We start from the raw sequence: 24,987 nt of genomic DNA on the forward strand, positions 1-24,987 counted from the left end.
CGTCTCAACTTACAATGGAACGCATGACCCGCTGAAAACCGGAAAAGTTTTTTTCAGGCCGGCTCCAGATCGCTGCGCACCTTGCCCGAATCCATCCGTACCAGCTGGTCGGCCACATCGAAATAACGGTCGTCGTGGGAGATGACGATGATGGTTTTGCCCAGCCGTTTCAGGTCCGGAAGCAGCTCGGTGTAGAAGATGCGGCGGAAGGTCGGGTCCTGGTCGGCGGCCCATTCGTCGAATACCAGCACCGGCCGCTCTTCGATCCAGGCATTGACCAGCGCCAGGCGCTTGCGCTGGCCGGTGGAGAGGTCGGTGGTGGTGAAGGCGCCGTCGCGGATGCTGACCTTGTGGGCGATTTCCAGGCGTTCCAGATAACGGGCAGCGTCTGCCGGCAGGTCGCCGTCGCCTTGGACTAGGTCGTCGAACAGGTAATAGTCGGCGAAGATGGTGGTGAACAACTGGCGATAGTCATCGCGGTTTTGTGCCGTTACCGCCTGGCTGTTCAGGCGTATTTCGCCTTGCTGCGGCTCATACAGGCCCAGCAGCAGTTTGATCAGGGTGGTCTTGCCGCAGCCGTTTTCGCCAACGATGAAGACGATGTCGCCCTGGCGGATCTTCAGGTTGACCGGCCCGAGGGCAAACGGCGTAGCGCCGTCAACTACCGGGAAGGCATAGCGCACGTCGCGCAGTTCCAGCTCGTGCACCGCTTGCGCGGGCTTGGCCGGGGCGTCGAGCAGCAGATGTGGCTCCGGCGAGGAAAACGTCTCGGACAGCTCGGCAATGCGCCGAAAGGCAATTTGCGCGCGGCTGACGATCGGCAGGTTGGCAATCAACTGCTCGAGCGGGCCTTTCATGTACAGCAGCACCAACACAAAGCCGCTCATCACCGCCTTGTTGCTGTCTGGCCAGTAGGCCTGCATGGCCAAGGCCAGGCCGATCACCACGAAGAACAGCATCGAGCCAAAGGTCTTGGCGACGATGAAGATGTTCACCGACTCGATTTGCTTGCGGCAGATCAGCGAAGCGCTTTCACGGATGCGCTGGGTGAACATGCGCTGGCGGCGCGGGCGGTGAATGCGCAGTTCCTTGGCGCCATCGGCAATCGCGCGGTAGTGCTTTTGCAGGTTGTCTTCTTCATCACGTGCTTCGAGAAAGCCTTTCAGGCCTTTGTTCTGGGCGACGAACTGCGCGGTGCAGCCGATGGCAATGGCCACCAGCATCATCAGGAACATCGGCCACGACAGCATGGCCAGATAGCCCAGGCAGCCGAGGGTGACGGTCAGCGAGATGGCCAGCGGGGCAAACACGAAAGCGAAGTCGCTGATGGTGTCGATATCGTGGGTCAGCACCGGGATCAGGCGGTGGCTGCGGTAGCGTTCGATCTGCGCAATCGGTGCGCTGAGGACCTTTTCGCCCAACTCCAGGCGCAGGCGGCGGATGATGTACTGGCCGACGCGGTTGCTGCTCATGTCCGACAGGATCGAGCAGCACAGCGCCAGCAGACACAGGCCGGCGAAGGCGGCGACGACGTTGCCGGTCAAGCCAGCCTCGCTGTTGAGGGCGTTGTTGATGGTGGCCAGCAACACCGTAATCGACAACCCACCGACCATGCCCAGCACGATGGACACAGTCACGAGGGGCCAGAACGGCTTGAGCAGGCGCAGCAGGTCGGCGAAGGCGCTGCGGCTGCGTGGAGGGCTGATCATGGAAACTCCTGAGTCGAACGGCGAGAGAAGGACGGGTAGCCGGGCGCATGAGGCCGGTAAACCCCTGCAGAGAGGACGAAACGCACGGGGGCGGATTTAGCGGGGGAGGTGGCCGGGCAGACGGCGGGTTTGGCCCGGCAGCAAGCGGAAGCTTGAAGGTGCGCGCGTAGAGGGAGCGCTTGGAGAACTACTCGCGTTCCAGGCGCAGCTGGGCGGCCTTCCTGGGGACGAGCTGAGCCCCCTTCAACTACGGGCGTGGGCGTCTTCTTGAGCGGGCAGTGCACTAAAACTAGGCGCCGGCGCTCTCGATCAGCGCCGAGGTGGAGTCGGCTAATGCCAGTTGGAAAGCTTCCAGTGCAGAGGGCAGTGCGTCCTGGCGGGCAGTCGCGTGGGCGTTGATCACCTCAAGTGCCTGTCTGAGCTCAGGGTTGCTGTTGAGCACGATTTCTCTGGCGGCCAACTTCTTCAGCAGGTTCAGGCACAGGTGTCTGCCTTGCGCAGTAATTCCGATGTATATCGAAATGATGTGCTCGTTGGTTTGCACCCGGATGAAACGCACGTGTTCGGCGAAACGGTGGAACCGGGGATGATACATCTCGGTGAACTCTGCCGGGCGTGGATACAGCTCCACATTCCGTTTGTCTTCGTTTGCCCAGACAGCCGCGCGCTTGAGCTGGTTGCAGTCGTGGCACGCGACCGCCAGATTCCAGAAATGGAAGGTGTACTGAATGAAATCCACTCGAGGCAGCACATGTTCGATTGGTTTGGCGTGGGCGATATTGACCAGCGGGCGCTGACAGTAGCAGCACATGCCGTTCTGCAGTTCTTCCAGAAAGTCGCGTAGGGCTTGCTTGACCAGCCTTCCGGTTACGCCTGAAGTTTGCTTCTTGCGGTAGTTACTCCACGCTGTCCAGAGATCATTGTGCGCTTTGGTCGGATCTCTCTGGCGTCGCCTGAACTCCTTCAGCGCCATTGCTTCGCGCTTCGATAAATGTTCGCAGGTTTCCTCCAGATAGCGCTTGCGCTGATGGCACGCTTGTCGATATCGCGCGAGGATTTGGGTCATGCTCTGCTCATCGAGTACGCGGTAATCAGTCATGGCTCAGCGTCTCCGCGAGCAACATCGAAATCGCTGCCTGTGCCTTGGCAATCAGATCAAGGTCACTGCGTTCGCGGCGGTCTTGATTGCCACGGCCGGTGTCCTCGATGGTCTTCTCCAGCTTGCTGAGCTCGCCCAGCGCGTTATCAGCCTTGTCACCAATGCCGCCGGTATTTACCGCAGAGATGATCGATGCGACCAGTTGCGCGCACTTCTCCTGGATCGCCCGGTTGTGAGGTGTGTAGGTGAGGAAACCTTCCATGAGGATGGTTTCGACCGAATGCCGCTCCGGGCCAGTAATCTCGCTCAGTCTTCTGTCTCTGGACCGCAAGCAGACATCGGTATCGCTGGTGTTGGCAATGAGGATCGGCGAATGGGTGGCGACCACGAACGACACTTGCAGTTTGTCTGCCAGCAGGTTGAGGATTCTGGGCAGCACTTGTTGCCAGCTGACGTGCAGGCTGATTTCGGGTTCATCGATGAGGAACGTAGCACCGGGTCGTGCGGCGGCAAGGACCTTGAGCATCAAGCTGACGATGTTCTGTTCCCCGGAGCTGAGTGTCGAGAAGGCCCGGGGCCGATGTTCGCCCTCTCGGAGGACGCTGAGTTCGTAGCCGCTGATCCTCCGTAGATTGGAGCGCAACGTGTCGAGGTCCGCAATGTCTTGCAGGTCGAGGGTGTGCTTGCTGGGAAGATTGGGATCGCCGGGGTTGAGCGCGGTTCTCAGCGTCAGAAAAAACCTGGACTTGAACCCAAGCATGCCTAGACATTCGCTGAGCTGGTCGATTTTCCCCTCATCGCCGGCGATCTGTTTCATCTTGCGGGACATATGCTTGATGCGCGTATCGAGCGAGAGCTTATTTACCCCGGTGCGCAGCCCTTCGTAGTAGAAGTACCCGGAGAGGCCCGGATCGGCGAACGGGAAACGATCTGAATGTGACAGCGGCACGCCGATACTGCGCATGCCATGCCCGGCAAGGCGATACGCAAGGTCGCGAAGCAATTGGCTCTTGCCCTCGCCGTTGTTGCCAATGACGTATAGACAGGCCGGGGAAGGTTGACGCCTTAGGCGATCGGCGATGTCGCCACTGCTGACGCTGAGCGTTTGCGGTGGCATTCCGATCTCGCCGGCTAGCACGAACTTGCGGGTTACCAGAGTCTTGAGCGGCATGAGTGAGGGCCGCTTGTTGACGCTGGCGCACAACCCGTTGATCGGTCGGAAGTAGGGCAAATAGCTGTTGAGAAAACGCACCACCTCGGAGGACAGGTTGTTGCTGTCGCGATGGTAGGGGCGCTCTTGCCACAGATTGTAGATGGCGCCTGCCAGAAGCATACGCTCGATACCATCGAGTGCCGCGAGGTCTTTGTTCGTTCGGGAAACGTCGATGTAGAGCGTCTTCTGGTTGGCAGGGCGAGTGTTGAGAATGGTCGCTGTGTACTGCTCGTCGGTATCAGGAAGGCTGCTGAAGTTGATCATGCATTCGATATGGGCCCTGCCTTTGATCAGGGTGCGCAGCTGGGGCCAGGTTCCTGCTTGTTCCTCGCTGGACCAGTTATGAATGATGATCATCCTGCCCTGGACGTCTCCCTCCAGTAACTCTCCCAGGATTTGCTTCAGACCGTTGCTGTCAGCGGCGGCCCAAGATGGATCTGGCGCATCTAGCAAGATTGTCTGATCAGCCGGGGTGTGTGGGAAAAGCGATGACCTGAAGTTGGCCTGCATGCCATGAACCGCCAGGCGCAAGCTTATCAGCTCCTTGTGCCGCATCGACAAACGCCCGGAAAGGCTGAACGACGGGCTGGGGATGGGGCCTTGCAGTCCTAGGAACAACTCAGCCGTACTCGGTAGGGCGTCGAAATACAGGGTGTTCAAGGTCGACTGAATAGTCCCCACCAAAGCCGCGACTAGCTTGGAATGACGAGGGTCCACATCCAGTTCAAGACCGATCAGGCGGGCCGTGAGCTCGGTGAGCAAATAGCGCAATGCCTCTTCGCTCAAGTTCAAACGGTTGACCTCACTGCTTACCGCTTCGCACTGTTCCGGCGTGAGGGCGTCGATCAGTACATCCTCCGTTGAGGACAGGGCGATAGTCGCCACGTCCACGTTTTGCCCTGTACTCAGACAAATAATCAGCAGGCTGGTGTGCAGTAACTCGTAATCGGACAAATGGACGAATTCGCCGATCTTCGACGTAATACGTGCAAGCGCCTTCTCGGCATCGATCTCACGTTCATCCTGATACATGGCGGGGCTGTCGGTCCTTTGCTTGCCGGCGATCTAACTGTCGCAAAGTTTCGCCAATGGCATATGGCTATGAGCTGGCTATTTGAAGCAATCTGCATAGCGATTTCAACTCTGCATGCCATTTATCGCTTTACCCGATCAAAAATGCCCCTGCCGGAGACCGGCAGGGGCATTGAACATCATGTTGCTTCGTCGGCTACGGCGAATTGGTAGAACCCTGTCCCTGGCTGCACCGATTGTCGTACACGGGCGTACAGCGCATTCCCCGCCGGTTCAGCTAGCAGCTAGTCCTCTACGTGCTCTTTTTTCCTCGTATGCTTGGGTGCAGATTTGGTTTCCTGAACGACGATGTAAAACTCCTCGCCATGCTTCACCGCGCCGTACAGCACTGCCTTTTCGATCAGTTCGCTGGCACGCACGTGACGCAGCATCATCGGATCCCTGCGCAGGTCGCGATACAGCGCCACGCACAGCAATACCATCACGATCACGAAGGGCAGGGCCACGACGATAGTCAGGTTCTGCAGGCCGGTAAGGGCCGCGCCGGGATTCGCCGGGTCGCCAATTGCGAGCATGATCGCCGCAACGGTGCCGGTCAGGCCGCCCCAGAAAATCACCGTGGACCGCGACGGTGTCGTCGTCCCGCGCTCCGATAGCGTGCCCATTACCAGCGAAGCAGCGTCCGCCCCGGACACGAAGAAAATCGCCACCAGCACCATAACCAACACCGACGTCAGGCTTGCCAGCGGGTATCCGTCCAGAAGCTGGTAAAGCGCGGTGTTGCTGTTGACCACGCCGTCCACCAGCAGCAGGCTGCCCTCGCGCACTGCATCGATGCTTGCACCGCCGAACAAGGTGAACCAGATCAGGCTGACCAGGCTTGGCACCAGCAGCACGCCGCTGACGAACTGGCGGATGGTCCGGCCGCGACTGATGCGGGCGATGAACATGCCGACAAAAGGCGTCCAGGAAATCCACCATGCCCAGTAAAACACGGTCCAGCTGGCCAGCCAGCTGTCCATCTGCGGGCCGCCACTGGCGCTGGTACGCGCCATCATTTCCGGTAGCAACTTGATGTAGACACCGATAGAGGTCGGCAGCAGGTTCAACATCAATAACGTCGGGCCGACCAGGAATACGAACACGGCCAAGGCAAGTGCCAGGATCATGTTGACGTTGGACAGCCACTTGATGCCTTTGCCAATCCCGGACACCGCAGAGGCAACAAAGGCGATGGTCAGCACGGTCACGATGGCGAGGTAAAAGATTTTGCCAGGGTGTTCGATCCAGCCGTTGTATTCCAGGCCGCCGGCGATCTGCAGCGCCCCAAGCCCCAGTGAAGCGGCAGAGCCAAACAAGGTGGCGAAAATGGCCATCATGTCGATTACCCGCCCCAGCGGCCCGTTGGCATGCTTGCCGATCAGGGGACGAAATGCATTCGAAACCAGCTGCGAGCGGCCACGCCGAAACGTACCGTAAGCAATCGCCAGGCCTACAATCGCGTACATCGCCCACGGGTGCAGCGTCCAGTGGAACAGGGTGGTAGCCATCGCCACCTGCATCGCTTCGTTGGACTGGGGAGCCGCAGCGCCGGGAGGTGGCGTCATGTAGTGAGACAGCGGCTCAGCGACGCCGAAAAACATCAGGCCGATGCCCATGCCGGCACTGAACATCATCGCGACCCACGACACGGTCCGAAACTCGGGCACCTCGCCGTCACGTCCGAGTGGGATCCTGCCGTACCGGCTCGCCGCCAGCCAGAGCACGAAAATCACGAACAGCGTCGAGGTCAGCACGAAGAACCAGCCGAAATTGATGATGACCCAGGATTGCGCCGCAGATGCGCTGGCGGCAAGAGTCAACTGGCTGAGGAAGCCCCAGAGGATGAAGGCGATTGCGGTGATGCTGGTAATGCCGAACACGATCCAGTCGATCTTGCCTTCTAGATGCCGATCTTGCCGCGCTTCTTCCGTTTTGGAGGGGTCGGTTACGCCGAGTGCGAGGGTTTCAGCGTTGTTTTCCATTGCCATAAATTCACTACCCACCTTGAAATTTTGCAGGTCTTTGTTCTTGTTTTCTCGGTAACGCTGCAAACAGTCCGACGTCAGTGCGCACTGGAGGCCCGCCGATTATCCATTTCCTGTTCACGGCGCCTGTTCTGAGAGCGTCCATGCGCAATCCTTTTGACGACTTGCGACAACTGCGCAGGGGGAATTTGGTGCAGGGCAAAGGCGGGAGAAGGACGGTCAGGCGGGCGCTTGCCCAGAGGGGAGGCGGGGATACAACGGGGGAGGTGGCGGGCAGCCGGTTGCTTAGCGGGTTCGGCCTGATGGCAGGCCAAACCCTCTAACGACGCAGATCAGAGGCTGCGTTCGAAGAAGTATTCACGCTCAAGACGCAGCAAGGCGGCCTTCTTGTGCACGAACTGGATGTCTTTCAAGTGGCCGAAGCCCTGCGACTTGAGAAATTCGATCTGGCGCGTGTGATCGATGCGCGGCTCGCCAAGAATGCGCTGAGTACGCGGGTCATCCAGGTACATGTAATGCATCAGCGAGTTGAACCAGGCCTTGAGCTTGCCCACCCCCTGGTGCTTGCTCTCGCCGACCACCACATGCCAGCCGCGGTCGTAGTCGGCCACGTCATAGAACGGCGCGATGCGGTCTTCCTTGCACCAGTACACCTCGAAGTAGGCGAACGGCTCATCGTCGAAGCAGCCGATCAGCGGGTGCACGCGCGGGTCGTCGAGCATCTCGCGCAGGTAGGCGGCGTGCTCTTCGAGGCTGCCGGTCTGCTCCCAGAAGTACGCCACCTGTTCCAGGTTCATCCAGCGGTTGAAGGCTTCGAGGTCGCGGTCGGGGTCGATGGTGCGCAGGCTGAAGGTGCTGTTCAGGCCCGGCAGATGGCGCCGGTAGACCTCGCCGGCAGGGATGGGCGGGCGCTGCGGGTGGCGCTTTTCGCCGCTGAAGCAGTAATGCGGGGCGGTGTGCACGCTGGCGGGCGCGGTCAGCCACGGCAGCGGGTTCTGCCAGAAGGTGGCGCGGCGGCATTGCAGCTCCAGGCTGCCATCTGCACTGGGTAACTGCGTGTCGAACACGCCCTGACGGATTGCCGCAACGGCGAATGCCTGCGGGGCTTTGAGGTTGATGCTGAGCACTGCGGATTTTTTGCGATAGGTAAAGTGGCTGCCGAGCACTGCCAGCAAGGCGGTGGCGGGGTAGTGCGGGGGCAGCGGGCTGTCGATCAGCACGCGCTCGCCGTCGAAACGGTAGCTGAGCGCGGGCAGGTCGCCGACCTGCAGCACGCCCTCGGCGGCGTCGCCGTGGGTGCTGGCGCGGCGGCCATCAGGCAAGGTCAGGCTGAACAGTGGTGCGGGCATGGCAGGGCTCCCTCGGGGCACGGGTGGGGTGGCGGTCACAGTTCGCGGGCAACGCGAAAGCTCAGCCAGTCGCCGCGGTCGGACGGGATGGTGGCGTTGCGGTTGCCGGAGCGGGAGAAGATCGGCGGCTCGATCCAGTCGTTGCCGCGCATCGACAGCACCTTGCAGCCAGGTTCGGTCCAGGCGCTGCCGTCGTTGGGTGCGCCTTCATAGCTGTCGCGGTAGCAGTCAGGGGTGAATTCGGAAACGTTGCCGTGCATGTCATAGACGCCAAAGGCGTTGGGCTTGAAACTGCCGGCCGGGGCGATATTGGCAAAGCCGTCGGCTGGGCCGTAGGTGTTGGCATTGAGGGCGATGCTGTATTCCTTGTCCGGGTCCAGCGGGAACGGGAACGGGCCTTTGCTGCCGCCGCGGGCGGCGTATTCACGCAGGGCTTCGCTGGGCATGAAGTACTGCTTGCCGGTCTTTTTCGACAGCCATTGGATGTACGCCTGGGCTTCGTTGAAGTCCAGGCACACCGCCGGGTTGCGCGCTTCGTACTTGTAGCGCGGGATACCGGCGATGCACTGGCGGCCTTCGCGGTCATCACCGCTGGGCATGCGATAGCCGCTGGCGCGCAGGTAAACATCCCACTCGCCTTTGAGTACCTGGAAGCGGCTGATGGCGATCGGGCGCTTGAAGGTCACCTCATGCTGCGGGCCTTCATCGGGCTGGCGGCCGACTTCACCCTCGGCGGTGCCCATGCTGAAGCTGCCTGCGGGCAGTACCACCAGCTCTGGGCAGTCCTTGCAGTCACGGATCACCGTGCCGGGCGCTGCGGCCTGGGCGCCGCTGCTGAGCAGCATGCCGGCGGCGAGCGCCAGGGTCAGTCCGTGCAGGCGGGCGAGGGTAGGGCGCGAGGTGGGCTGGGACATGGCAATTCTCGTTGGCGAATACATGGGTTACACCGTTTTGCGCAGCAGGGCGACAAAGCGCTCGAGCTGGGCTTCGTCGTTGAGCAGGCCCGGCGCGGTGCGGATCACCGGGCCGACGTCGCGGTACACCGCATCGACCATGGCTTTGTTTTTCTGCAGGTAGGCGGCGACCTCGTCGCAGTCGCGATCCTTGACCCGGAAGAAGCAGAAACCGGCGGAAAGCGTCGGGCTGCGGGGGGTTACCAGCTCGACCCCTCGCACCGTCGACAGCTGCTGCTTGAGGTAGCTGTTGAGTTGATGGATGCGCGCCTGGATGTCGGCCTTGCCCAATTGCAGGTGCAACTTGAAGGCTTCATCCAGCGCCCAGCGGTGCTCGAATGCGTGGTAGCCACCGGGAGTAAAGGTGGTGGCAAAGTCGGTGTCTTCGGAGAAGGTTGGCACCATTGGCGTCAGGTGTTCGACCTTGGCGCTGCGGGCGCAGACGATGCCGGTGCCACGTGGGCCGAACAACCATTTGTGAGTGCCGGCGATGAAGAAGTCGCAGTCCATGCTCGGCACGTCGATGTCTTCCACGCCAAGGCCATGCACGCCGTCGATCACATACAGGATGCGGTCCTGTTCGGCGCGGTCGCGGTTGGCCTCGCGCACCAAGGCGCCGATACGCGCAACCGGCAGTTTGACGCCGCTGCCCGACTGCACCCAGGTCATGCCCAGCACGCGTGTCTTCGGGCGGATGGCCTGGCGGATATTGCCGAGAATTTCGTCTTCGCTGACCAACGCCGGGTCTTTGAACAGGGTGATGCGGCGCACCTGGGTGCCTTGCTTGCGGGTGCGCAGGTCGAGGCTGGTCTCGGCTGAATAGTGCTCGTGCACGGTGGTCAGGATCTCTTGATCCGGGCGTACCTGGATGCCGCCGTAGACCATCGCCAGGCCTTCGGTGGTGCTGCCGGTGAGGGCGATCTGGGCCGGGCTCACCTTCAGGTATTCAGCGGCGGCGCGGCGGACCTGGCCCTCGCGCTTCCAGGTTTCCTGCAGGTCCCAGTCCATTGCCAGGGCCGGATTGCGGTCGATCTGTGCGCGGTAACGGGCGATTGCCTCGCGGACTGGGCGCGGCTGCGAGGTGACGAGGAAGTTGGACAGGTGCAGGTAGCTTGGGTCCTGTTCGAACAGCTGTTGCAGGTCACGCCATTTGTCGCCGCTGGCGCTGGTCGCAGGATTTTCCGTAGCCGTAGCCAGCGCGTATTGGCCCAGCGGCAACGTGGCGGCGAGCACCCCGGCCTGCTTGAGAAAGGTGCGCCGCGGGTTCATGGCTGTGCCTCCACGACAGAGCTGGCCGATTGCAGGCTGGCGACCGGTTGCGCCGCTTTTTGCACCTGCGCCCAGACGCGCATGAAGTTGCCGCCCCAGAGCTTGGCGATATCGGCCTCTGAGTAACCGCGGGCGATCAGCTCGGCAGTGACGTTGCGGACCTCGCCGACGTTGTCCCAGCCTTGCACACCGCCGCCTTCATTGAAGTCCGAGCTGATGCCGACGTGATCGATGCCGATCTTGGCCACCGTGTAGTCGATGGCCGCGACAAAATCCTGCAACGTGGCCTTGGGCTCGTCTTCAAGGATGCCGTACAGCGCGCCTGCGTACTCGCCGAAGCGCTGCTCGGGCCAGCCGGCAATGATCGGGTCGCCAGGCATAAGGGCCATGGCCAGGTCTTGCAGGGGCGGCAGGTCGAAGCGCTGGCGCAGCGCGTTGAGTTTGTCGCGGGTGCCCTGGGTCAGCGGTTTCAGGTATTGCGAAAACGCCACTACCTGGACCACGCCGCCACTGTCCTTGATCAGCTGCAGCTCGCGGTCGCTGAGGTTGCGCGGGATGTCCACCAACGCCCGCGGCGCCGAATGAGAAGCTACCAGCGGTGCGCGGCTGAGCTGGGCGACCTGCTCCAGCGCTGGAGTCGACATCTGCGACACATCGATGATCACGCCCAGGTCATTGAGCCGCTGCACGGCCTGCTTGCCGATCGCCGACAGGCCGCCGAGTGCATCCGGGGTGTCGTTGAAAAACGGCATCGGCCGCGAAGAGTCGGCCCAGGCATTGTTGCCGATATAGCTGAAGCCGAACATGCGCATGCCGCGCGCAGCCCAGGTGTCGAGCAGATCGATGTCATTACCCAGTGGGTAGGCATTGAGCATGCTCAGAAAGATCACGAACTTGCCTTCGCCGTGCAGACGGCGGAAGTCGTCGGGGCTGTAGGCGATGGCGACCTGATTGGGGAAGTCGCGGACCAGGCCGGTGATGATCCGGTACCGCACTTCCTGCTGGTGGCGCGCTTCATCGACAAAGGCGGCGGTTGGCTTGTGCGGCGCGTTGTCGCCGTTCCACATTTCTGGCCAGCCGAACAGGTTCAGCGCGGCACCGGACAGCCGACCGCGGTTGAGCTTGACCAGATCGAACTGGCCCGCGCCGTCCTTATCGAACTCGTTGCCGGCGCTGGCGTAGTCCAGCGGCAGGCTGATATGACTGTCAAAGGTGAGCATGTATTCATGCAGCGCGTCCGCCTGCTGGGTCACCTCGGCGGGGTAGCCGCGGTTGCTCCAGTGGTCCCAGGCCAGGTAGCCGCCGCCACCCAGCGCCAGCAGCAGGGGCAGGCCCAGGTATAGCGCCTTGTTGCGCAATCGTATGTTCATTGCCATCTCGGATCAGGGTGGTAACCGGGCGTGGCTCAAGCCACACGCTATGAGGGGAAGGACGTGTGGCCACGGGGAAAAATTAATCGCCTGGCGGCAATCGGCTATGCTCAAACAGGGCGTAGGCATTTTCCGTAGGTGCTGTCGTCCTGATCTGCGAAGGTATTGGAAATCGGCAGTTACGCTTGAGCCAAGCAGGTGTTGGATGACTTGGTTTAGGCTCGCCGGCAGGATCTTTCTCCCCGATCTGTAGTCTTCGGTTCATCGAGAGAATAAGGAGATGTGCATGCTTGTCCGGTCATTGACCCTCGCCACGTTGCTAGCCGTAGCTGGCCCTTTGCTTGCCGCCGACAGCGATGCGCCGTTGGCCAAGGAGCTGGGCAAGGCCAGGCCGTTGGTGGTGATTGCCCCCAGCCCAGCTGATCCGACCTTGCGTGGCCTTAACGAGGCACTGAATGAATCGGCGACCAAAAAGGCCTTTGAAGAGCGCCAGTTGGTGCTCTACAGCGTTGCTGGCCTAGCGGGTACGCGCGAGGGGAAAAACCTCGAGCAGCAGACCACCATGGCCCTGATTCGCGAACTGAAACTGGGTGCGAGCAAAGGCACCAAGGTCATTCTGGTGGGCAAAGACGGCGAGTTTCATGTGTTGAAGGATGACGACAGCGGCGAAAAGCTTGATCCGCAGGTGATCTTCAAGGCGGTGGACGAGTTGCCTGCCAGCGAGAAGGCTGCTGCGGTTGCGGCACCGGTTGCGGCAGCTGCTCCGGAGCCCAAGGGTAAGGAGGCCAAGAACGTCAAGCCAGCCAAGCCAGCCAAGCCAGCGGCGCCACCCAAGCCGCTGGAGGATTGAGCGCAAAGAAGGTATACACGCGGTACCAAGCTGTCTCACCGGACGCCAGCCGGCCGGAAAGGGTTGCGTAGCGGTCCATCTGCCCGCGTGTATCACTCTGTATCCACACCTATTCCTGATCCACTCCCATACAAAAGCACCGCAGTGCCGATACATCACCGACACACCACTGCGGCTCAATAGCTCCACTACCAACCGCAAGTGGAGCACCACCATGAAACAGTCGAAAAACACCCTTGGCCTGCTTGGCGCAGCTGTCGTCGGCAGCCTGTTGCTGGGCAATAGCGCCTTCGCCGTCGAACCGATGAGCCAGGGTTATCAACTGGCCGCCGCCAAGACCGACGCGGAAGGCAAATGCGGCGAAGGCAAGTGCGGCGGCAGTGAGAAGGCTGGCAAAGCCGAAGGCAAATGCGGCGGTGATGCCAAAGCCGGCAAGGCCGAAGGCAAGTGCGGTGAGGGCAAATGCGGTGCCAGCGAGAAACAGGCAGGCAAAGCCAAGTCCTGACCGCCAACGTCCGCAGGCCTCGACCCTCGGTATGGATCAGGCCTGCGGCACTTGCCCGGAGTGCCAAGCATGAACAACCCGCATCTGCGCACCGGTCTCGGCCTGCGTCGCGGCCTGCTAGCCGAATTGCTGACGATGCCCCAGGGGGCGGTAGACTTTCTCGAATGCGCCCCGGAAAACTGGATCGGTGTCGGTGGCAGCCATGGCCGCAGCCTGGCCCAGCTGGCTGAACGCTTTGCCATCAGTTGCCATGGGCTATCGCTGTCACTTGGCGGCATCGCGCCGCTGGACCGAACCTTGCTGACCAGCACCCGGCAGTTTCTGGATCGCTTTGAGGTCCGGCACTATAGCGAACACCTCAGCTATTGCAGCGATGACGGTCACCTCTACGACCTGTTACCGATACCCTTCACCGATGAAGCCGTGCGCCACGTCGCCGCGCGCATTGGCCAGGCTCAGGACCACTTGGGCAGGCGAATCGCGGTCGAAAACATCAGCTACTACGCCGCGCCTTACCAGGCCATGAGCGAACTGGCGTTTATCCGCGCGGTGCTGGACGAGGCTGACTGCGATCTGCTGCTGGATATCAACAATGTCTACGTCAATGCCTGCAATCATCGCTATGACCCCGTCGACTTTCTTCACGGTTTGCCCCGCGAGCGGGTCACTGCCATGCACGTGGCGGGTCACTATGACGAAGCCCCCGACCTCAAGGTCGACACTCACGGCGCGCCGGTGAAAGAGCCCGTCTGGGGCTTGTACGCAGTGGCCTGCGAGCGCTTTGGCGTGCAGCCGACGGTTCTTGAACGCGATTTCAACTACCCGCCATTGGCCGAGCTTCTGGCCGAAACGGCGCGCATTGCGATGGCGCAGCAGGCTAGTGTGAGGTGTGCAGCATGAACCTGCATCAACAGCAACTGCAGATGGCCAGCTACGTGCGCGACCCGGTCCGCAACCCGCCGCCGGCCGATATCGAGGCTCGGCGCCTGCGGGTCTATCGCGAGCTGTTCTATAACAGCATCGAAGGGCTGCTGGCCGCCAGTTTCCCGGTGATGCGAGCAACCCTGGGCGAGCTGGTCTGGCACGCGAGAGTGCGTGATTTCTATGCCGCTTACCGTAGCCAGACGCCGCTGTTTACCGAGATCGGCGGGGCATTCATCGATTACTTGTACGAGGCTGATCTGGACGCCCCGTGGCAATTGGAACTGGCCCATTACGAATGGATCGAAGCGCAGCTTTTCCTGAGCGCTGATGAGGCCTTCACCCAGCTGGATACAGCCGATCTGCTGGAGGGCGAGCCAACACTGTCGTGCCTGGCGCGGATCCTGGCGTACCGCTGGCCGGTCGATCGGATCGGCCCCGGCTATCAGCCTTCAGCGCCACCTGCATCGCCAACCTTGTTGCTGGTTTATCGCGATGAGCACCTGCAGGTGCGTTTCGCCCGGCTCACCCCAATGGCCTACCAGTTACTGGCCGGGCTCAACGGCAGCGGGCGGCAGCGCTTGCAGGCGCTGGGCGACGAGCAGGTTCAGGCGCAGGGCTTGGCGCTGCTCGAAGACCTGCACGCGCAGCAGCTTGTCATCGCCGTAAATTACCTGGCGGGTGCCTCGGCCTGAGCCTCGGCGGATTTCTTCGCCGGCGGCTTCAACCGGGTTACACCCAACAGCACCAGTGCCATGCCCGCCACCTGATATAGTGAAATCTGCTCACTGAGAATCGCCCACGACGCCAGCACCGTCAGTACCGGGCCGAGGTTGCCGACAGCCGCCGTCTGGGTAGGCCCCAGGCGCTGAATCGCCAGGGCCAGCCAGTAGATTGGCAGCACCGTGGAGAATACTGCCATCAGTCCAGCATTGGCCCACACCGCAGCCGGCAACTGCGCCAGTTGGCTTACATCCGCCACCAGCAGGTAGTGGGCCAGCACCATCAAACTTGAAGCCGCGCCGCACAACCCGGCCAGGCGCATAGAGCCCATTCGCTTGAGCAGCATGCCGGTGCCGCAGTAATACATCGCGTAAGTGACCGCGCTGGCAAACACCCACAACGAGCCGACAATGATCTGCTGGCCTGCGCTGGCACTGCTGACATCGTGCACGAATGCGATGCCCAGGCCGAGATAGCACAGTCCCATCGCCGCCATCGTGCGCAGGTTGGGCCGTTCACGCAGGGCGACGGCCTGGATAAGCAGTACCAAGGTGGGGTAGGTGAACAGGATCAGCCGCTCAAGCCCCGCGCTGATGTACTGCAGGCCATAAAAGTCGAACCAGCTGGCCAGGTAGTACCCAAGCAGCCCCAACACTGCCACCCGCAACCCATCGGCCACCGTCAACCGTTCGCCACCCTGGCGTTGGCTGAGCCAAAGCAACCAGACAAACAGCGGCAGGGCCAGCGCCATGCGCATCGCCAGCAGGGTAATTGCATCCACTGCAGCTTCGGCGTAGGCGAGTTTGACGAAGATCGCCTTGAAGCTGAAGCCCAGTGCCGCGAGCACTGCAAAAAGGCTGCCGTTATCAATCTGGCGTTTGAGCATGGCGTGTAAGCGAGGCATGGCGAATCCGGAAACAATTGGTAAGGTTTATTCTGCGCATAACGCGGCGCACTGTAGAATCGCTATTTAGCGAACAAGGCTTTCGTTTTTGGAGAAGACACGATGCACTTCGACCTTGCTGATCTGCGTCTGATCGCGGCGATCGCCAGCAGCGGAAGCCTGAGTAAAGCCGCGGCTACCTTTCCGGTAGCAATCTCGGCTGCCAGCAACCGCCTGCGTCTGTTCGAGCAGCGCAGCGGTTTGACCTTGTTCAGCCGCCGCGCCGACGGTATGCAACTGACGCCCTCCGGGCGGCTGGTGCTGGAAGCTGCCCGTGGCGTGCTCGGCGAGGCAAGCAAGCTGCAGGCGACCCTGCACGAACTGGCCGGGCAACGCCGAATCACCCTGCATCTGGCCGCATCGACGGTGACCAACAGCACCTTGCTGCCGGCGGTGCTGGGGCCGTTCCTGGCGGACTACCCGCAGGTCGATCTGCAATTGGTCGAGCACAAGAGCATCGACGTGCTGCGCGTGGTGCTGGCCGGCGAGTGTGAAATCGGTGTGTACGACGGCAACTTGATCAACGACGGCGTGGTATCGCTGCCGTTTCGCACCGAACGGCTGGTTCTGCTGATGCCTGCCGAGCATGCGTTGGCTGAGCGTGGGCAGTTGCGGCTGGTCGACGCGCTGGATTTTGCTTTTGTCTGCCTGCCGGCCGAACGCGCCATGCAACGCTTTGTCGAGGAGCTGGCGATGAACCTGGCCATGCCATTGAAGGTGCGGGTCAGGGCGCCCAGCTTCGAGGCGATAGCGCAGTTGGTCGCGCAACACGCCGGCATTGCCATCGTGCCGCAGACCGCTGCGGTGCGCGCCGAGCAGGAGTTGGCCGTGCGCTGGCTGCCACTGCAGGAGCGGTGGGCCACGCTGGAGCTCAGGGTGTGCTTTCGCAGCTGGGAAGGCCTCAGCTCGCATGGACGGCTGTTGGTGAGCTTTCTGACCGGGCAGTGAGGCGCCGCCCAGAGCCCCGGTCGTCAGTTGCGTCGATCATCACCGCTGCGTGCCAGTCAATCGAGGAACCTCTGGCGAATCGGTGATTGAATGGACGCTCTCTCTGCCACTGCCCCCTCCACCCGCAGTCATCTGGTCCGGCAACTGATCCTGGTATTCGCCGGGCTGTTGCTGTTGGCTCTTTTGGTCGGCCTGGTGTCGCTGTATCGGATCGCCGCCAACCTTGACCTGCGCGAGCAGGAACAAAGCCGGTTTCACGCAGAATCCGCGCTGCGCCAACTGCATAAAAGTGAGCGCACGTACCTGCTCAGCCATTCCGATTGGCAAGCAGCGTACGATCATCTGGCCGGGCCGGTGGACGCCCATTGGGCCTTCGCCGAAGACAACGTTGGCGCTACCTTGTACAGCGAGGACGGCTACGCGGGGGTATTCGTGCTCGATGATGATGGCACCCACTATGCGGTGGTCGACGGTGAGCTCAGCCAGCAGCGCTTTGATCAGTTCAGCAGCAGTGCCGACAGGATCCTCGCCCAGGCCCGCCAGGCGCCGCGGGCAACCTCGGGCTATATGCTGTTCCGTGACCTGCCTGCCTTGTTCGCCGCTGCCGTGATCCGTGCACCCAACATGCCTCATCACCTCAAGGCGCCGAGCGCGGTGTTGGTGTTCGTGCGCATGCTCGATGCTGCGGTGCTCGAGCCACTGGGGCAAACCGTAGGCTTGTCTGGCTTTGCCCTCAGTAATCGCCAGGCGGGCGGCGCCGGTTACGGTGTGTTGCCGCTGGAGGGGACTGGCATGCGCCTGAGCTGGCATATTCCTCAGCCGGGCCGCGAACTGATTCGTAGCGTGGTCCCGGCGCTGCTGCTGGCGGTGCTGTGCATCGCTTTGCTGGTGGCGCTGCTCGCCCGCTACGCCATTCGCACCAGCAGTGGCATCGACCGTAGCCATCAACAGCTGGAACAGACCAACGCCGCTCTTGAAACCAGCGAAGAACGCTTCAGGGCCGTTGCCGAGGCTGCCTCGGACTGGATCTGGGAAACCGACCTGCAGCTGCACCTGATCTACCTTTCAGCCCGCTTCAGCGAACTCACCGGGCATCCATTGCACGCATGGTTGCGGCGGCCGATCAGCGCCTTGCTCGACTGCGATACCGCCCATCTCGAACACTGGCTGCACGGCCTGGCTACCAGCGGTGGTTCAGCTACCTTGCGTTGCCACTACCATGATCACCTCGGCCAGCAGCGGATCTGCCGCATTGCTGCACGGGCGATCCTCGAGCACAAACAGTGCAAGGGCTTTCGTGGCACCTGCAGCGATATCACTGATGAAGTGGCTGCGCATGCGCAGATCCATCATTTGTCATTGCATGACCCGCTGACCGGTTTGCCCAACCGCAACAAACTGTTCCGCTATCTCGAACATGTCGAGCAAACCAGTCAGCGCCAGTCGGTTGCCGTACTGATGCTTGATCTGGACAACTTCAAACCGGTCAACGACAGCCTTGGTCATCCGGCCGGTGATGCGGTGTTGGTCGAGGTCGCGGCGCGGCTGGGGCACGTCACCCGCGACAGCGATCTGGTGGCCCGCCTGGGCGGTGACGAGTTCATCATCGTGCTGGCCAAGCCAGGTCGGCGCGAGGACATCGACCGCTTCTGTGCGCGGGTGGTCGAGGCTATCGGTCGGCCCATCGACATCGACGGCCAGTTGGCCCAGGTCGGGGTCAGCCTTGGCGTGGTGCTTTCAGCCGAGTATCCGGGTTCGCCGGGCGATCTGATCCGCTACGCCGACGTGGCCCTGTACAGTGCCAAGCATGCCGGCAAGCACACCTGGCGCTACTTCACCACGCAGATGAATGCAGCGCTGGTCGACAAACGTGAACTCGAGCGCGACCTGCGCGAGGGCATCCCGCGCGGTGAGCTGAGGCTGCAGTTCCAGCCGCGTTACAAGGTTGACGGTGTCACCATCGCTTCGGGTGAAGCACTGGTCCGTTGGCAACACCCGCGGCAGGGCCTGCTCAAACCGGACAGTTTCATCCCGCTGGCCGAAGAGTCGGACCTGATCGTACTGCTAGGTAACTGGGTCATCCGCCAGGCGTGCGCCCAGGCGCGGGACTGGCCGTTGCCGATCATGGTCTCGGTGAACATGTCGCCGGCCCAGTTCAGCCGCAGCGACGTCGTCCAGGATGTCGCCGAGGCGCTGCGCCTGACCGGCTTGCCGGCACATCGACTGGAGCTGGAGATCACCGAGAACGTCATGCTCAACGACATTGAGGGCGCGTTGCAGACCATGACCGCGCTCAAGGAGCTGGGTATCCGCCTGAACATGGACGACTTCGGCACCGGCTACTCGTCGCTGGGCTACCTGCGGACCTATCCATTCGACAGCATCAAGATCGACAAGCGCTTCGTCCAGTCGCTGGGCAAAAGCGAACGCGATCGCAGCGTGATCCAGGCCATTATCAACATGGGCAATGCCATGGGCATGACGGTCACCGCCGAAGGCGTCGAGACTGCCGAGCAACTGGCGCTGCTTAGCGATGACCAGTGCCATGAAGTACAAGGATTTTTATTGAGCAAACCACTGGACAATGGCGTTTTGGTGCGGATGATGCATGAACAAATCGCCACGACGGAAATCGTGCGCTAGGCATACCGCGCAGGGTCGCGCAGAGCGGTTTACACCGTGCCATTTCATCACTTCTGCATACAGGCCCGTCAGTCCATGGCGCTCGACCCCCCAACGATGTTGACCATTTCGATAGCCCTTGCCGCCGCTGCGGCGCTGTACCTGGCGGTCGAGTGGCGCACCGTGCGTGAATCTTCATTGCTGTATTGGAGCGCAGGCTTCGCCACGATCACGGTCGGCTGCGTGCTGTCGTTGATGCGTTTGCAGGGAATGCTGTTGATCGGCATCTGGTTCGCCAATGGCCTGCTAGTGACGGCGCACTTCTTGTTCCTGCTGGGGGTGGCGCGCTTCACCGAAACTCGCCTGTCGCGAGGCTGGTATTCGATTTTTGTCATCTGGACGGCACTGTTGCTGCTGCCTGAAGGGCCTGAATGGTCAAAGCTGATGCTGCTGGCCAACTCGCTGTTGGTGGCGGTCACAACGCTCAAGGCCAGCTCGCTGCTGCGCCCGCATGGGCTGTCGCTGAGCGTGGGTGCGGTGCAGTTGCGCTTTGTGCTGCTGCTGCACGGGCTGTTCTACCTGGCCAAGATGATCCCGCCATTGATGCCCGGCACGTTGATTGACCTGGCGGCGTTCCGTGGCGAGATCATCCAGATTTCGCTGGTTGAAGGGGCGATGGCGATCATGCTGATCGCACTGTCGATGACCGGCACCGAGCGCTATCGCCGCGAACAGCAGATCGCCCGCCTGGCCGCGCGCGACCCGCTGACCGCAATGTACAACCGGCGTGCTCTGGAGGTGCGGGCGCCGCGCCTGCTGAGCCAGGTCAGCGCCGCGCGCCCTGGGGCGTTGTTGATCATCGATATCGACAACTTCAAGATGGTCAACGACCTGTTCGGCCACGCTGCCGGCGATCGCCTGCTGGTGGCGCTGAGCGAGATGATTCGCGGGTTGGTGCCTGCCCATGCACTGGCTGCCCGGTTCGGCGGCGACGAGTTCATCATCTTGCTTGGCAACACCAGTCGTGAACGGGTCAACCAGTTGGGCGACAGCCTGCGCGAGCAGTTCCAACTACTTACCTCAGGCTCTTATGCAACACCTGCGGCGGTAACCTTGAGCATTGGTGCCAGCTTGTTCGATCAGCCGCCCAGTGGTCTCACGGCGTTGATCGAGCAGGGTGACAATGCGCTTTATGAAACCAAGCGGGCAGGACGCAACAGCATTAGTCTGGTTGATTTGACCCTGGGCACTCCGGCGGTCGATTGAGTACGGCTGTCAACTAATTGACTGCGTTGGAGCGGGTTATTGGGTGGTCTGGACGAAAAGGCGTCACTGTGCGTTGATGATTACCGTGCGAGCCATGCAGTCTTTGCAGTTGACTACAGTTTCAATCTGGTTGGCTTGCGCATGCACAGCCGCTGAACCGCAGCTTACGCAGTGCAGCCTGGTGCCGCCTGCTGACGGGGCTGCTGCGCCGCCAGGCGTGGGCAATTGGCTGATATAGGCAAACAGGGTCTGGTCCAGGCCCTGATCATCCAGTTTCAGTACCACGCCATGCAGCACATGGCTGAAGCCTGATCGCGGCGCCTTCACCTCGTAGCCGGGCCAACGAAACGGCCAGCGCTCGTCGACCGCACGCTGGCCGAGCGAGAGCATCCGCCCGGGGATGGTATTGGAGGCGATGTGTTTGTTTACCTGACACTGCGCGGCGAACGCCAGGGCGCCGCGAATAGCCGTGTTGGTCAGCGACCAGATACTGCGTATGGGCAGTTGTAACAGGAGCTGCGCGGCCACCTCACGGGATTTTTTCCACGCATCGAACGGCAGGCCGTGATCGGCCGCTCGGCTGAGGATGTAGGCATACACTTCTTCCACAGCCAAGCGGTGGAGTACTTCGACGATCTCGCCATGCCAGGCCGCCAGGGGCCCCTGTGACAAGTCATCGAGCAGCGCCTGCTGCAGTTGCGCCAGGCTCGCCCGCTGCGGACCGGTCAGGTAGACATTGACGATCCAGCACACTTTATCCAGCCGCGGTACCAGTGCCGAGCCGGTGCTGAAGGCATCCAGGGCTGAACCTGGATCGATCACCAGCACTTTTCGCTCGCGCAGCGTCTGCAACAACGCGCTGTCCATATCCTGCGTGGGTGTGAGGCGGGCATCGCCGCGCAACTCGGCCAAGGGCGCCAGACGCTGGTTGGCCTGGTCTGCATGGGTCATGAGCAAGGCCAGCAGTTGCACTTTGCTGGTGAAGTCCAGCGAGGCGAGCGGCACGCCGGGAATATCATCCAGCGACCACTGTGTTCGAATCCGCTGACGACGCTCCAGGTTTTGTTGCTTTTGCTGGGCCATGCGTGACGCCTGGCAGGGCGCGCAGGTGCAATAACGCAGCAGGCGGGTCCGGCCAGGCGGGTAGTGACGATGATCGCAGCCCTTGCAGAAGGCTGGATCAATATCCCAGCTGGTCGCCGTCTTGCCCCGGCGCCGCTCGTACATCGGCACGGCGCAGTAAGGGCAGGTCACGTCCGGCGACGCGATAGGCGGAAAGCTCTTGATCAGACAGTTGGGTGCAAGGTCGAGGTTATAGCGCTGAATCAGAGCGGCGTTTTTCGCGCCACCGAGGTATTCCTGGTAGAGCTTTTCGACCTGTTCAGCGCTCAAGTGGCGCAGCTTGTTTTGATAGTCCGACAAACCTGATTCCTCCCTCGGAAACATCGCCTTGGTGTGAGGGAAGATCATGCGGCGCATCGATTTAGCCTGGGAAGAGCCAAGAGAGCCGATCCTTCCTAAGCGTTTGTAGGGCGTTTCCCAAGCATTGCCGTTGGGGGCTTCAGCTTACCCGGAGCCAGATGGCGGAGGCATCGTCACTGGCTTTGAACCGGGGGTAACGCAGGCAGGCGGCATCTTCCTTTTCGATCCGACGTAGCTGCAGTGCCAGATCCGCCAGGCCGTGGTGCAGCAGATGGGCGATGAAGTCAGCGGGGGTGAAGGCCGCGTAGCTGTCCAGCAACGCGCTGAAACCGTCGCTCATCAGGACCAGGTCGTCGCCCGCTGCCACTGGCGTGCGGGTGTAGCGCAGGGCAGCGCGGGCTGCCTGGGCATCTACGCTGAGGACTGCCTTGGGCCGCTCCCGCGCCAGCCTGCGGTCAGCGATGATGGCCGGTGTGCGTACGCCATGGGCGCCAGTGCCAGGGCCCAGGGCTGCGGCTTCGGCGCTCTCGGCCTGGCGATCTGGCTCGGGGGTGAGGAAGGCAATGCCTTGCGCACTGCGGTGCAGTACTGCGCAATCGCCGAGAAAGCCGCAGCTCAATTGATCGCCTTCAAGCGCTACTGCCGCGAACGAGGCGCGGGGCAGTTCCCAGGTCGCAACCGGAAGCCGCTGACGCTGGCGCTCGTAGTCACGGGCAACTTGCGCGAAAACCGATTCACACACCAGCTCCAGGCTGCCCTCGGCGCCGGCGAAAGCCCGCTGCGCGGTCGCCGCCAACCATGCGGCGCCGCCGCGTTGGCCGAGCAGGCCGGGCGGGCCGAGGTCGGTGGCGCCGTCGATCACCCACGCGTGCAGGTCTGCGCTGCCAATGCGGTCGTCGTTGGCGACGTCTGGCTTGCCGGCCAGGCTCAGGCTCTGGATAAGGTCGAGGTGCATGGTCGATCGGTCTTCTTGGCGAGTGGCTGGGAGGGGTTGGACCGGGTATTGGCCTGCGGGTTCGTTCAGCTCGCGGGCGCGGTTCAGCATACCTGATGACTCTGGTCGGATCCGAGCAGGACAGCCGGTGAGGGCGGATAGAAGCCAGTGAGCAGGATTGGCATGCCACAAGACCTGCGCTCGGCCTCCTGAGTCGCGGGTGGATCGAGAGCAGGCATCGCTGTGCTGGCGCACGTCAAAGGCGAAAGCCGGGGTGGCGTGCCAGTAATTTCATGCTGCAGCGCCCACTTCTTCATGCGCTCGCGATCGCCCCAGCAAAGCGAGCACCAGTAATGCAGTCAACAGCGACGATGCCGCCAGGATGTACAAGATCCTGCTGAATGCTCGGTCGTAAGTGCTCAGCAGCAGAGCGCTCTCGCTGTTGACCAAAGCGCTGGCATGCGCCAGATCGCCGAGCGCGGCGCGGTTGGCGGCCTCGAGCACAACGGCTGGATCGGCTGCGGGTAAAGCGTCGAACAATCCGTCCTGGATTAATAACGCCAGCAACGCGCCCGCCACGGCGACGGCAATCCCGTCGGCCGAAACACGTACGCAGTTGAAGATTCCGGTCGCCATGCCGGCGCGCTGTTTTTCCACCACGCTGACTGCCATGCCATCCATCAGCCCCCAAGGTAGACCTACGCCTGCGCCGATCAATACCAGCGGCGCCACCAGCGCGGGGCCGGCTCCGGCGGATAACACCTCAGCCAACCAGACCAGCCCGACCGCCAATAGCAGCAGCCCGACGGCAGACAGCGTGCCGGAGCTGAACCAGCGCGATAACAAAGCGGCAAGAAACGGCACGACCAGCAGCGGTGCAGCCAGGGCGATCATCATTTGTCCCGCTGCCAGCGCGCTCAGTCCGTCAATCCCGATGAAACGCCCCGGCAGCATTACGATCAGTGTGACAAAGAAGAAGGCTGGCGAGGCGGCCAGTACCTGCACCCCGACGAAGCGCCTGGAGCTGAATAGCGAAAGGTCGAGCATCGGCCGGGCGGCTCGGCGTTCGATACGTACAAATACGATGAACAGCACTCCTGAACCAAGCAGCGGGCCGAGCACCAGCGCGCTGCGCCAGCCTGCTTCCGGTGCCAGCAGAATGGCGTAGGTAAACAAACTCAGTGCGGCCGTGAAAGTGAGCGCGCCGGGCCAGTCCAAACCTGTAGCGTCTGGGTCGCGGGACTCTGTGGCGCTTACCCACACCAGCAGGAAACCCGCTACACCAATCAGCGCTGTCGCCAAGAACACCCAGCGCCAGCCTGCCATCTCGACCAGCCAGCCTGCTGCCAGCGGCCCAAATGCCAGGCCGATGCCAAAGGTGGTACCGAGCAGGCTGAATACCCGTGTACGGATCGGTCCGTGGAAAGTCTGTGCCAACGAGGACATGGCCCCCGCAAAAGCCGCAGCGCCGCCCAGCCCTTGCGCCAGACGCAGCCCATCGATCCAGGCGACCGTCGGCGCCAGGGCAATCAAGCCTGTCATCAACACGAACAGCGCCAGGCCGATCAGCCATACGCGCTTGCGGCCATAAGTATCGGTCAGGCTGCCGGCTGCCATCATGGCGCTACCGTAGGTGAGGATGTAGCCATTGACTACCCAGTTCAATTGAACCGCTGAGCCGCCGAGCTCTTGATTGATTGAGGGCAGCACAACGGCTGGGCCGGTAAAGCACAGCGGGATCAGGACGCCGGTAAGGGAGGCGGCAAGCAGTTGCAGCCAATCGCGTCGAGAAGTGCTGCTTACGGCTGTGAGTGCTGGTGTCATGGAAGTTA

General features: G+C 61.9%; 19 protein-coding genes. 7 read left to right on the forward strand and 12 right to left on the reverse strand.

Annotated features, from left to right (window positions below; translation table 11 throughout):
* Nucleotides 1-53: 53 nt before the first annotated feature.
* From HU736_RS02255 to pvdM, 8 genes are all read right to left on the reverse strand, one after another.
* Nucleotides 54-1,709, reverse strand: a complete 1,656-nt coding sequence (locus tag HU736_RS02255) for a cyclic peptide export ABC transporter (RefSeq protein WP_186699715.1) — start codon at nt 1,707-1,709, stop codon at nt 54-56.
* 289 nt (nt 1,710-1,998) lie between these two features.
* Entirely contained in the window at nt 1,999-2,808 is an 810-nt protein-coding gene (locus HU736_RS02260) for an HNH endonuclease (protein ID WP_225912961.1), read from the reverse strand.
* A complete protein-coding gene (locus HU736_RS02265) occupies nt 2,801-5,053 on the reverse strand; it encodes an AAA family ATPase (RefSeq protein WP_186699717.1) in 2,253 nt (750 codons plus the stop codon). The genes HU736_RS02260 and HU736_RS02265 overlap by 8 nt, the downstream gene beginning before the upstream one ends.
* A gap of 284 nt (nt 5,054-5,337) precedes the next feature.
* Entirely contained in the window at nt 5,338-7,083 is a 1,746-nt protein-coding gene (locus tag HU736_RS02270) for a BCCT family transporter (RefSeq protein ID WP_186699926.1), read from the reverse strand.
* A 329-nt stretch (nt 7,084-7,412) separates the two neighbouring features.
* Nucleotides 7,413-8,429 (reverse strand): GNAT family N-acetyltransferase, encoded by a 1,017-nt coding sequence (locus HU736_RS02275; protein WP_186699719.1) that lies wholly within the window; start codon nt 8,427-8,429, stop codon nt 7,413-7,415.
* Between the two features lie 35 nt (nt 8,430-8,464).
* Nucleotides 8,465-9,274 (reverse strand): formylglycine-generating enzyme family protein, encoded by an 810-nt coding sequence (locus HU736_RS02280; RefSeq protein ID WP_225913006.1) that lies wholly within the window; start codon nt 9,272-9,274, stop codon nt 8,465-8,467.
* Nucleotides 9,275-9,370: 96 nt separating this feature from the next.
* Nucleotides 9,371-10,651 (reverse strand): pyoverdine-tailoring periplasmic protein PvdN, encoded by a 1,281-nt coding sequence (gene pvdN / locus HU736_RS02285; protein WP_186699723.1) that lies wholly within the window; start codon nt 10,649-10,651, stop codon nt 9,371-9,373.
* Nucleotides 10,648-12,021, reverse strand: coding sequence for a pyoverdine-tailoring dipeptidase-like protein PvdM (gene pvdM, locus HU736_RS02290; protein WP_186699725.1), 1,374 nt, complete (start codon nt 12,019-12,021; stop codon nt 10,648-10,650). Before pvdM ends, pvdN begins: the two co-directional genes overlap by 4 nt.
* 286 nt (nt 12,022-12,307) lie before the next feature.
* On the opposite strand from pvdM, the gene HU736_RS02295 reads away from it, so the two are divergent.
* The 4 genes from HU736_RS02295 to HU736_RS02310 all read left to right on the forward strand — a co-directional run bounded on the left by HU736_RS02295 (nt 12,308) and on the right by HU736_RS02310 (nt 14,992).
* Nucleotides 12,308-12,871 (forward strand): DUF4174 domain-containing protein, encoded by a 564-nt coding sequence (locus tag HU736_RS02295; protein ID WP_186699727.1) that lies wholly within the window; start codon nt 12,308-12,310, stop codon nt 12,869-12,871.
* Nucleotides 12,872-13,085: 214 nt separating this feature from the next.
* On the forward strand, nt 13,086-13,376 hold the full coding sequence (locus HU736_RS02300; RefSeq protein WP_437180445.1) for an HvfA family oxazolone/thioamide-modified RiPP metallophore: 291 nt from the start codon (nt 13,086-13,088) through the stop codon (nt 13,374-13,376).
* Between the two features lie 69 nt (nt 13,377-13,445).
* The gene (locus HU736_RS02305) at nt 13,446-14,276 is read left to right on the forward strand and encodes an HvfB family MNIO-type RiPP peptide maturase (RefSeq protein ID WP_186699729.1); all 831 of its coding nucleotides are present in this window, start codon (nt 13,446-13,448) and stop codon (nt 14,274-14,276) included.
* The gene (locus HU736_RS02310; protein ID WP_186699731.1) at nt 14,273-14,992 is read left to right on the forward strand and encodes an HvfC family RiPP maturation protein; all 720 of its coding nucleotides are present in this window, start codon (nt 14,273-14,275) and stop codon (nt 14,990-14,992) included. The genes HU736_RS02305 and HU736_RS02310 overlap by 4 nt, the downstream gene beginning before the upstream one ends.
* Here the strand turns inward: HU736_RS02310 and HU736_RS02315 are convergent.
* Nucleotides 14,968-15,924 (reverse strand): DMT family transporter, encoded by a 957-nt coding sequence (locus HU736_RS02315; protein WP_186699733.1) that lies wholly within the window; start codon nt 15,922-15,924, stop codon nt 14,968-14,970. The genes HU736_RS02310 and HU736_RS02315 overlap by 25 nt on opposite strands.
* Nucleotides 15,925-16,026: 102 nt before the next feature.
* On the opposite strand from HU736_RS02315, the gene HU736_RS02320 reads away from it, so the two are divergent.
* The 3 genes from HU736_RS02320 (at nt 16,027) to HU736_RS02330 (ending at nt 20,799) form a co-directional block, all read left to right on the forward strand.
* Nucleotides 16,027-16,911: a LysR substrate-binding domain-containing protein gene (locus tag HU736_RS02320; protein WP_103436976.1), complete on the forward strand. Its 885-nt coding sequence runs from the start codon at nt 16,027-16,029 to the stop codon at nt 16,909-16,911.
* Nucleotides 16,912-17,001: 90 nt separating this feature from the next.
* Complete coding sequence (locus tag HU736_RS02325; RefSeq protein ID WP_186699735.1) at nt 17,002-19,554, forward strand: bifunctional diguanylate cyclase/phosphodiesterase; 2,553 nt, start codon at nt 17,002-17,004, stop codon at nt 19,552-19,554.
* Nucleotides 19,555-19,629: 75 nt separating this feature from the next.
* The gene (locus HU736_RS02330; RefSeq protein WP_186699737.1) at nt 19,630-20,799 is read left to right on the forward strand and encodes a GGDEF domain-containing protein; all 1,170 of its coding nucleotides are present in this window, start codon (nt 19,630-19,632) and stop codon (nt 20,797-20,799) included.
* A 63-nt stretch (nt 20,800-20,862) separates the two neighbouring features.
* Here the strand turns inward: HU736_RS02330 and HU736_RS02335 are convergent, their stop codons facing one another.
* From HU736_RS02335 to HU736_RS02345, 3 genes are all read right to left on the reverse strand, one after another.
* Complete coding sequence (locus HU736_RS02335) at nt 20,863-22,221, reverse strand: hypothetical protein (protein ID WP_186699740.1); 1,359 nt, start codon at nt 22,219-22,221, stop codon at nt 20,863-20,865.
* A 139-nt stretch (nt 22,222-22,360) separates the two neighbouring features.
* Nucleotides 22,361-23,176 (reverse strand): protein phosphatase 2C domain-containing protein, encoded by an 816-nt coding sequence (locus HU736_RS02340; RefSeq protein WP_103438745.1) that lies wholly within the window; start codon nt 23,174-23,176, stop codon nt 22,361-22,363.
* Nucleotides 23,177-23,446: 270 nt separating this feature from the next.
* Nucleotides 23,447-24,979 carry an MFS transporter gene (locus HU736_RS02345; protein ID WP_186699742.1) on the reverse strand — a complete coding sequence of 511 codons (1,533 nt, stop codon included), beginning with the start codon at nt 24,977-24,979 and terminating at the stop codon, nt 23,447-23,449.
* Nucleotides 24,980-24,987: the final 8 nt, after the last annotated feature.

The sequence above is a fragment of the Pseudomonas shirazensis genome (genome assembly GCF_014268785.2).
GTDB lineage: Bacteria > Pseudomonadota > Gammaproteobacteria > Pseudomonadales > Pseudomonadaceae > Aquipseudomonas > Aquipseudomonas shirazensis.

What these genes read in the sequence shown, in the direction of transcription:
- HU736_RS02255 (WP_186699715.1), bottom strand. Translation starts at nt 1,709, where the DNA reads ATGATCAGCCCTCCACGCAGCCGCAGCGCCTTCGCCGACCTGCTGCGC.
- HU736_RS02310 (WP_186699731.1), top strand. Translation starts at nt 14,273, where the DNA reads ATGAACCTGCATCAACAGCAACTGCAGATGGCCAGCTACGTGCGCGAC.
- HU736_RS02260 (WP_225912961.1), bottom strand. Translation starts at nt 2,808, where the DNA reads ATGACTGATTACCGCGTACTCGATGAGCAGAGCATGACCCAAATCCTC.
- HU736_RS02325 (WP_186699735.1), top strand. Translation starts at nt 17,002, where the DNA reads ATGGACGCTCTCTCTGCCACTGCCCCCTCCACCCGCAGTCATCTGGTC.
- HU736_RS02315 (WP_186699733.1), bottom strand. Translation starts at nt 15,924, where the DNA reads ATGCCTCGCTTACACGCCATGCTCAAACGCCAGATTGATAACGGCAGC.
- HU736_RS02330 (WP_186699737.1), top strand. Translation starts at nt 19,630, where the DNA reads ATGGCGCTCGACCCCCCAACGATGTTGACCATTTCGATAGCCCTTGCC.
- HU736_RS02300 (WP_437180445.1), top strand. Translation starts at nt 13,086, where the DNA reads ATGAAACAGTCGAAAAACACCCTTGGCCTGCTTGGCGCAGCTGTCGTC.
- HU736_RS02305 (WP_186699729.1), top strand. Translation starts at nt 13,446, where the DNA reads ATGAACAACCCGCATCTGCGCACCGGTCTCGGCCTGCGTCGCGGCCTG.
- HU736_RS02280 (WP_225913006.1), bottom strand. Translation starts at nt 9,274, where the DNA reads ATGCTGCTCAGCAGCGGCGCCCAGGCCGCAGCGCCCGGCACGGTGATC.
- HU736_RS02345 (WP_186699742.1), bottom strand. Translation starts at nt 24,979, where the DNA reads ATGACACCAGCACTCACAGCCGTAAGCAGCACTTCTCGACGCGATTGG.
- pvdN (WP_186699723.1), bottom strand. Translation starts at nt 10,651, where the DNA reads ATGAACCCGCGGCGCACCTTTCTCAAGCAGGCCGGGGTGCTCGCCGCC.
- HU736_RS02295 (WP_186699727.1), top strand. Translation starts at nt 12,308, where the DNA reads ATGCTTGTCCGGTCATTGACCCTCGCCACGTTGCTAGCCGTAGCTGGC.
- HU736_RS02270 (WP_186699926.1), bottom strand. Translation starts at nt 7,083, where the DNA reads ATGGCAATGGAAAACAACGCTGAAACCCTCGCACTCGGCGTAACCGAC.
- HU736_RS02320 (WP_103436976.1), top strand. Translation starts at nt 16,027, where the DNA reads ATGCACTTCGACCTTGCTGATCTGCGTCTGATCGCGGCGATCGCCAGC.
- HU736_RS02275 (WP_186699719.1), bottom strand. Translation starts at nt 8,429, where the DNA reads ATGCCCGCACCACTGTTCAGCCTGACCTTGCCTGATGGCCGCCGCGCC.
- HU736_RS02340 (WP_103438745.1), bottom strand. Translation starts at nt 23,176, where the DNA reads ATGCACCTCGACCTTATCCAGAGCCTGAGCCTGGCCGGCAAGCCAGAC.
- HU736_RS02265 (WP_186699717.1), bottom strand. Translation starts at nt 5,053, where the DNA reads ATGTATCAGGATGAACGTGAGATCGATGCCGAGAAGGCGCTTGCACGT.
- pvdM (WP_186699725.1), bottom strand. Translation starts at nt 12,021, where the DNA reads ATGAACATACGATTGCGCAACAAGGCGCTATACCTGGGCCTGCCCCTG.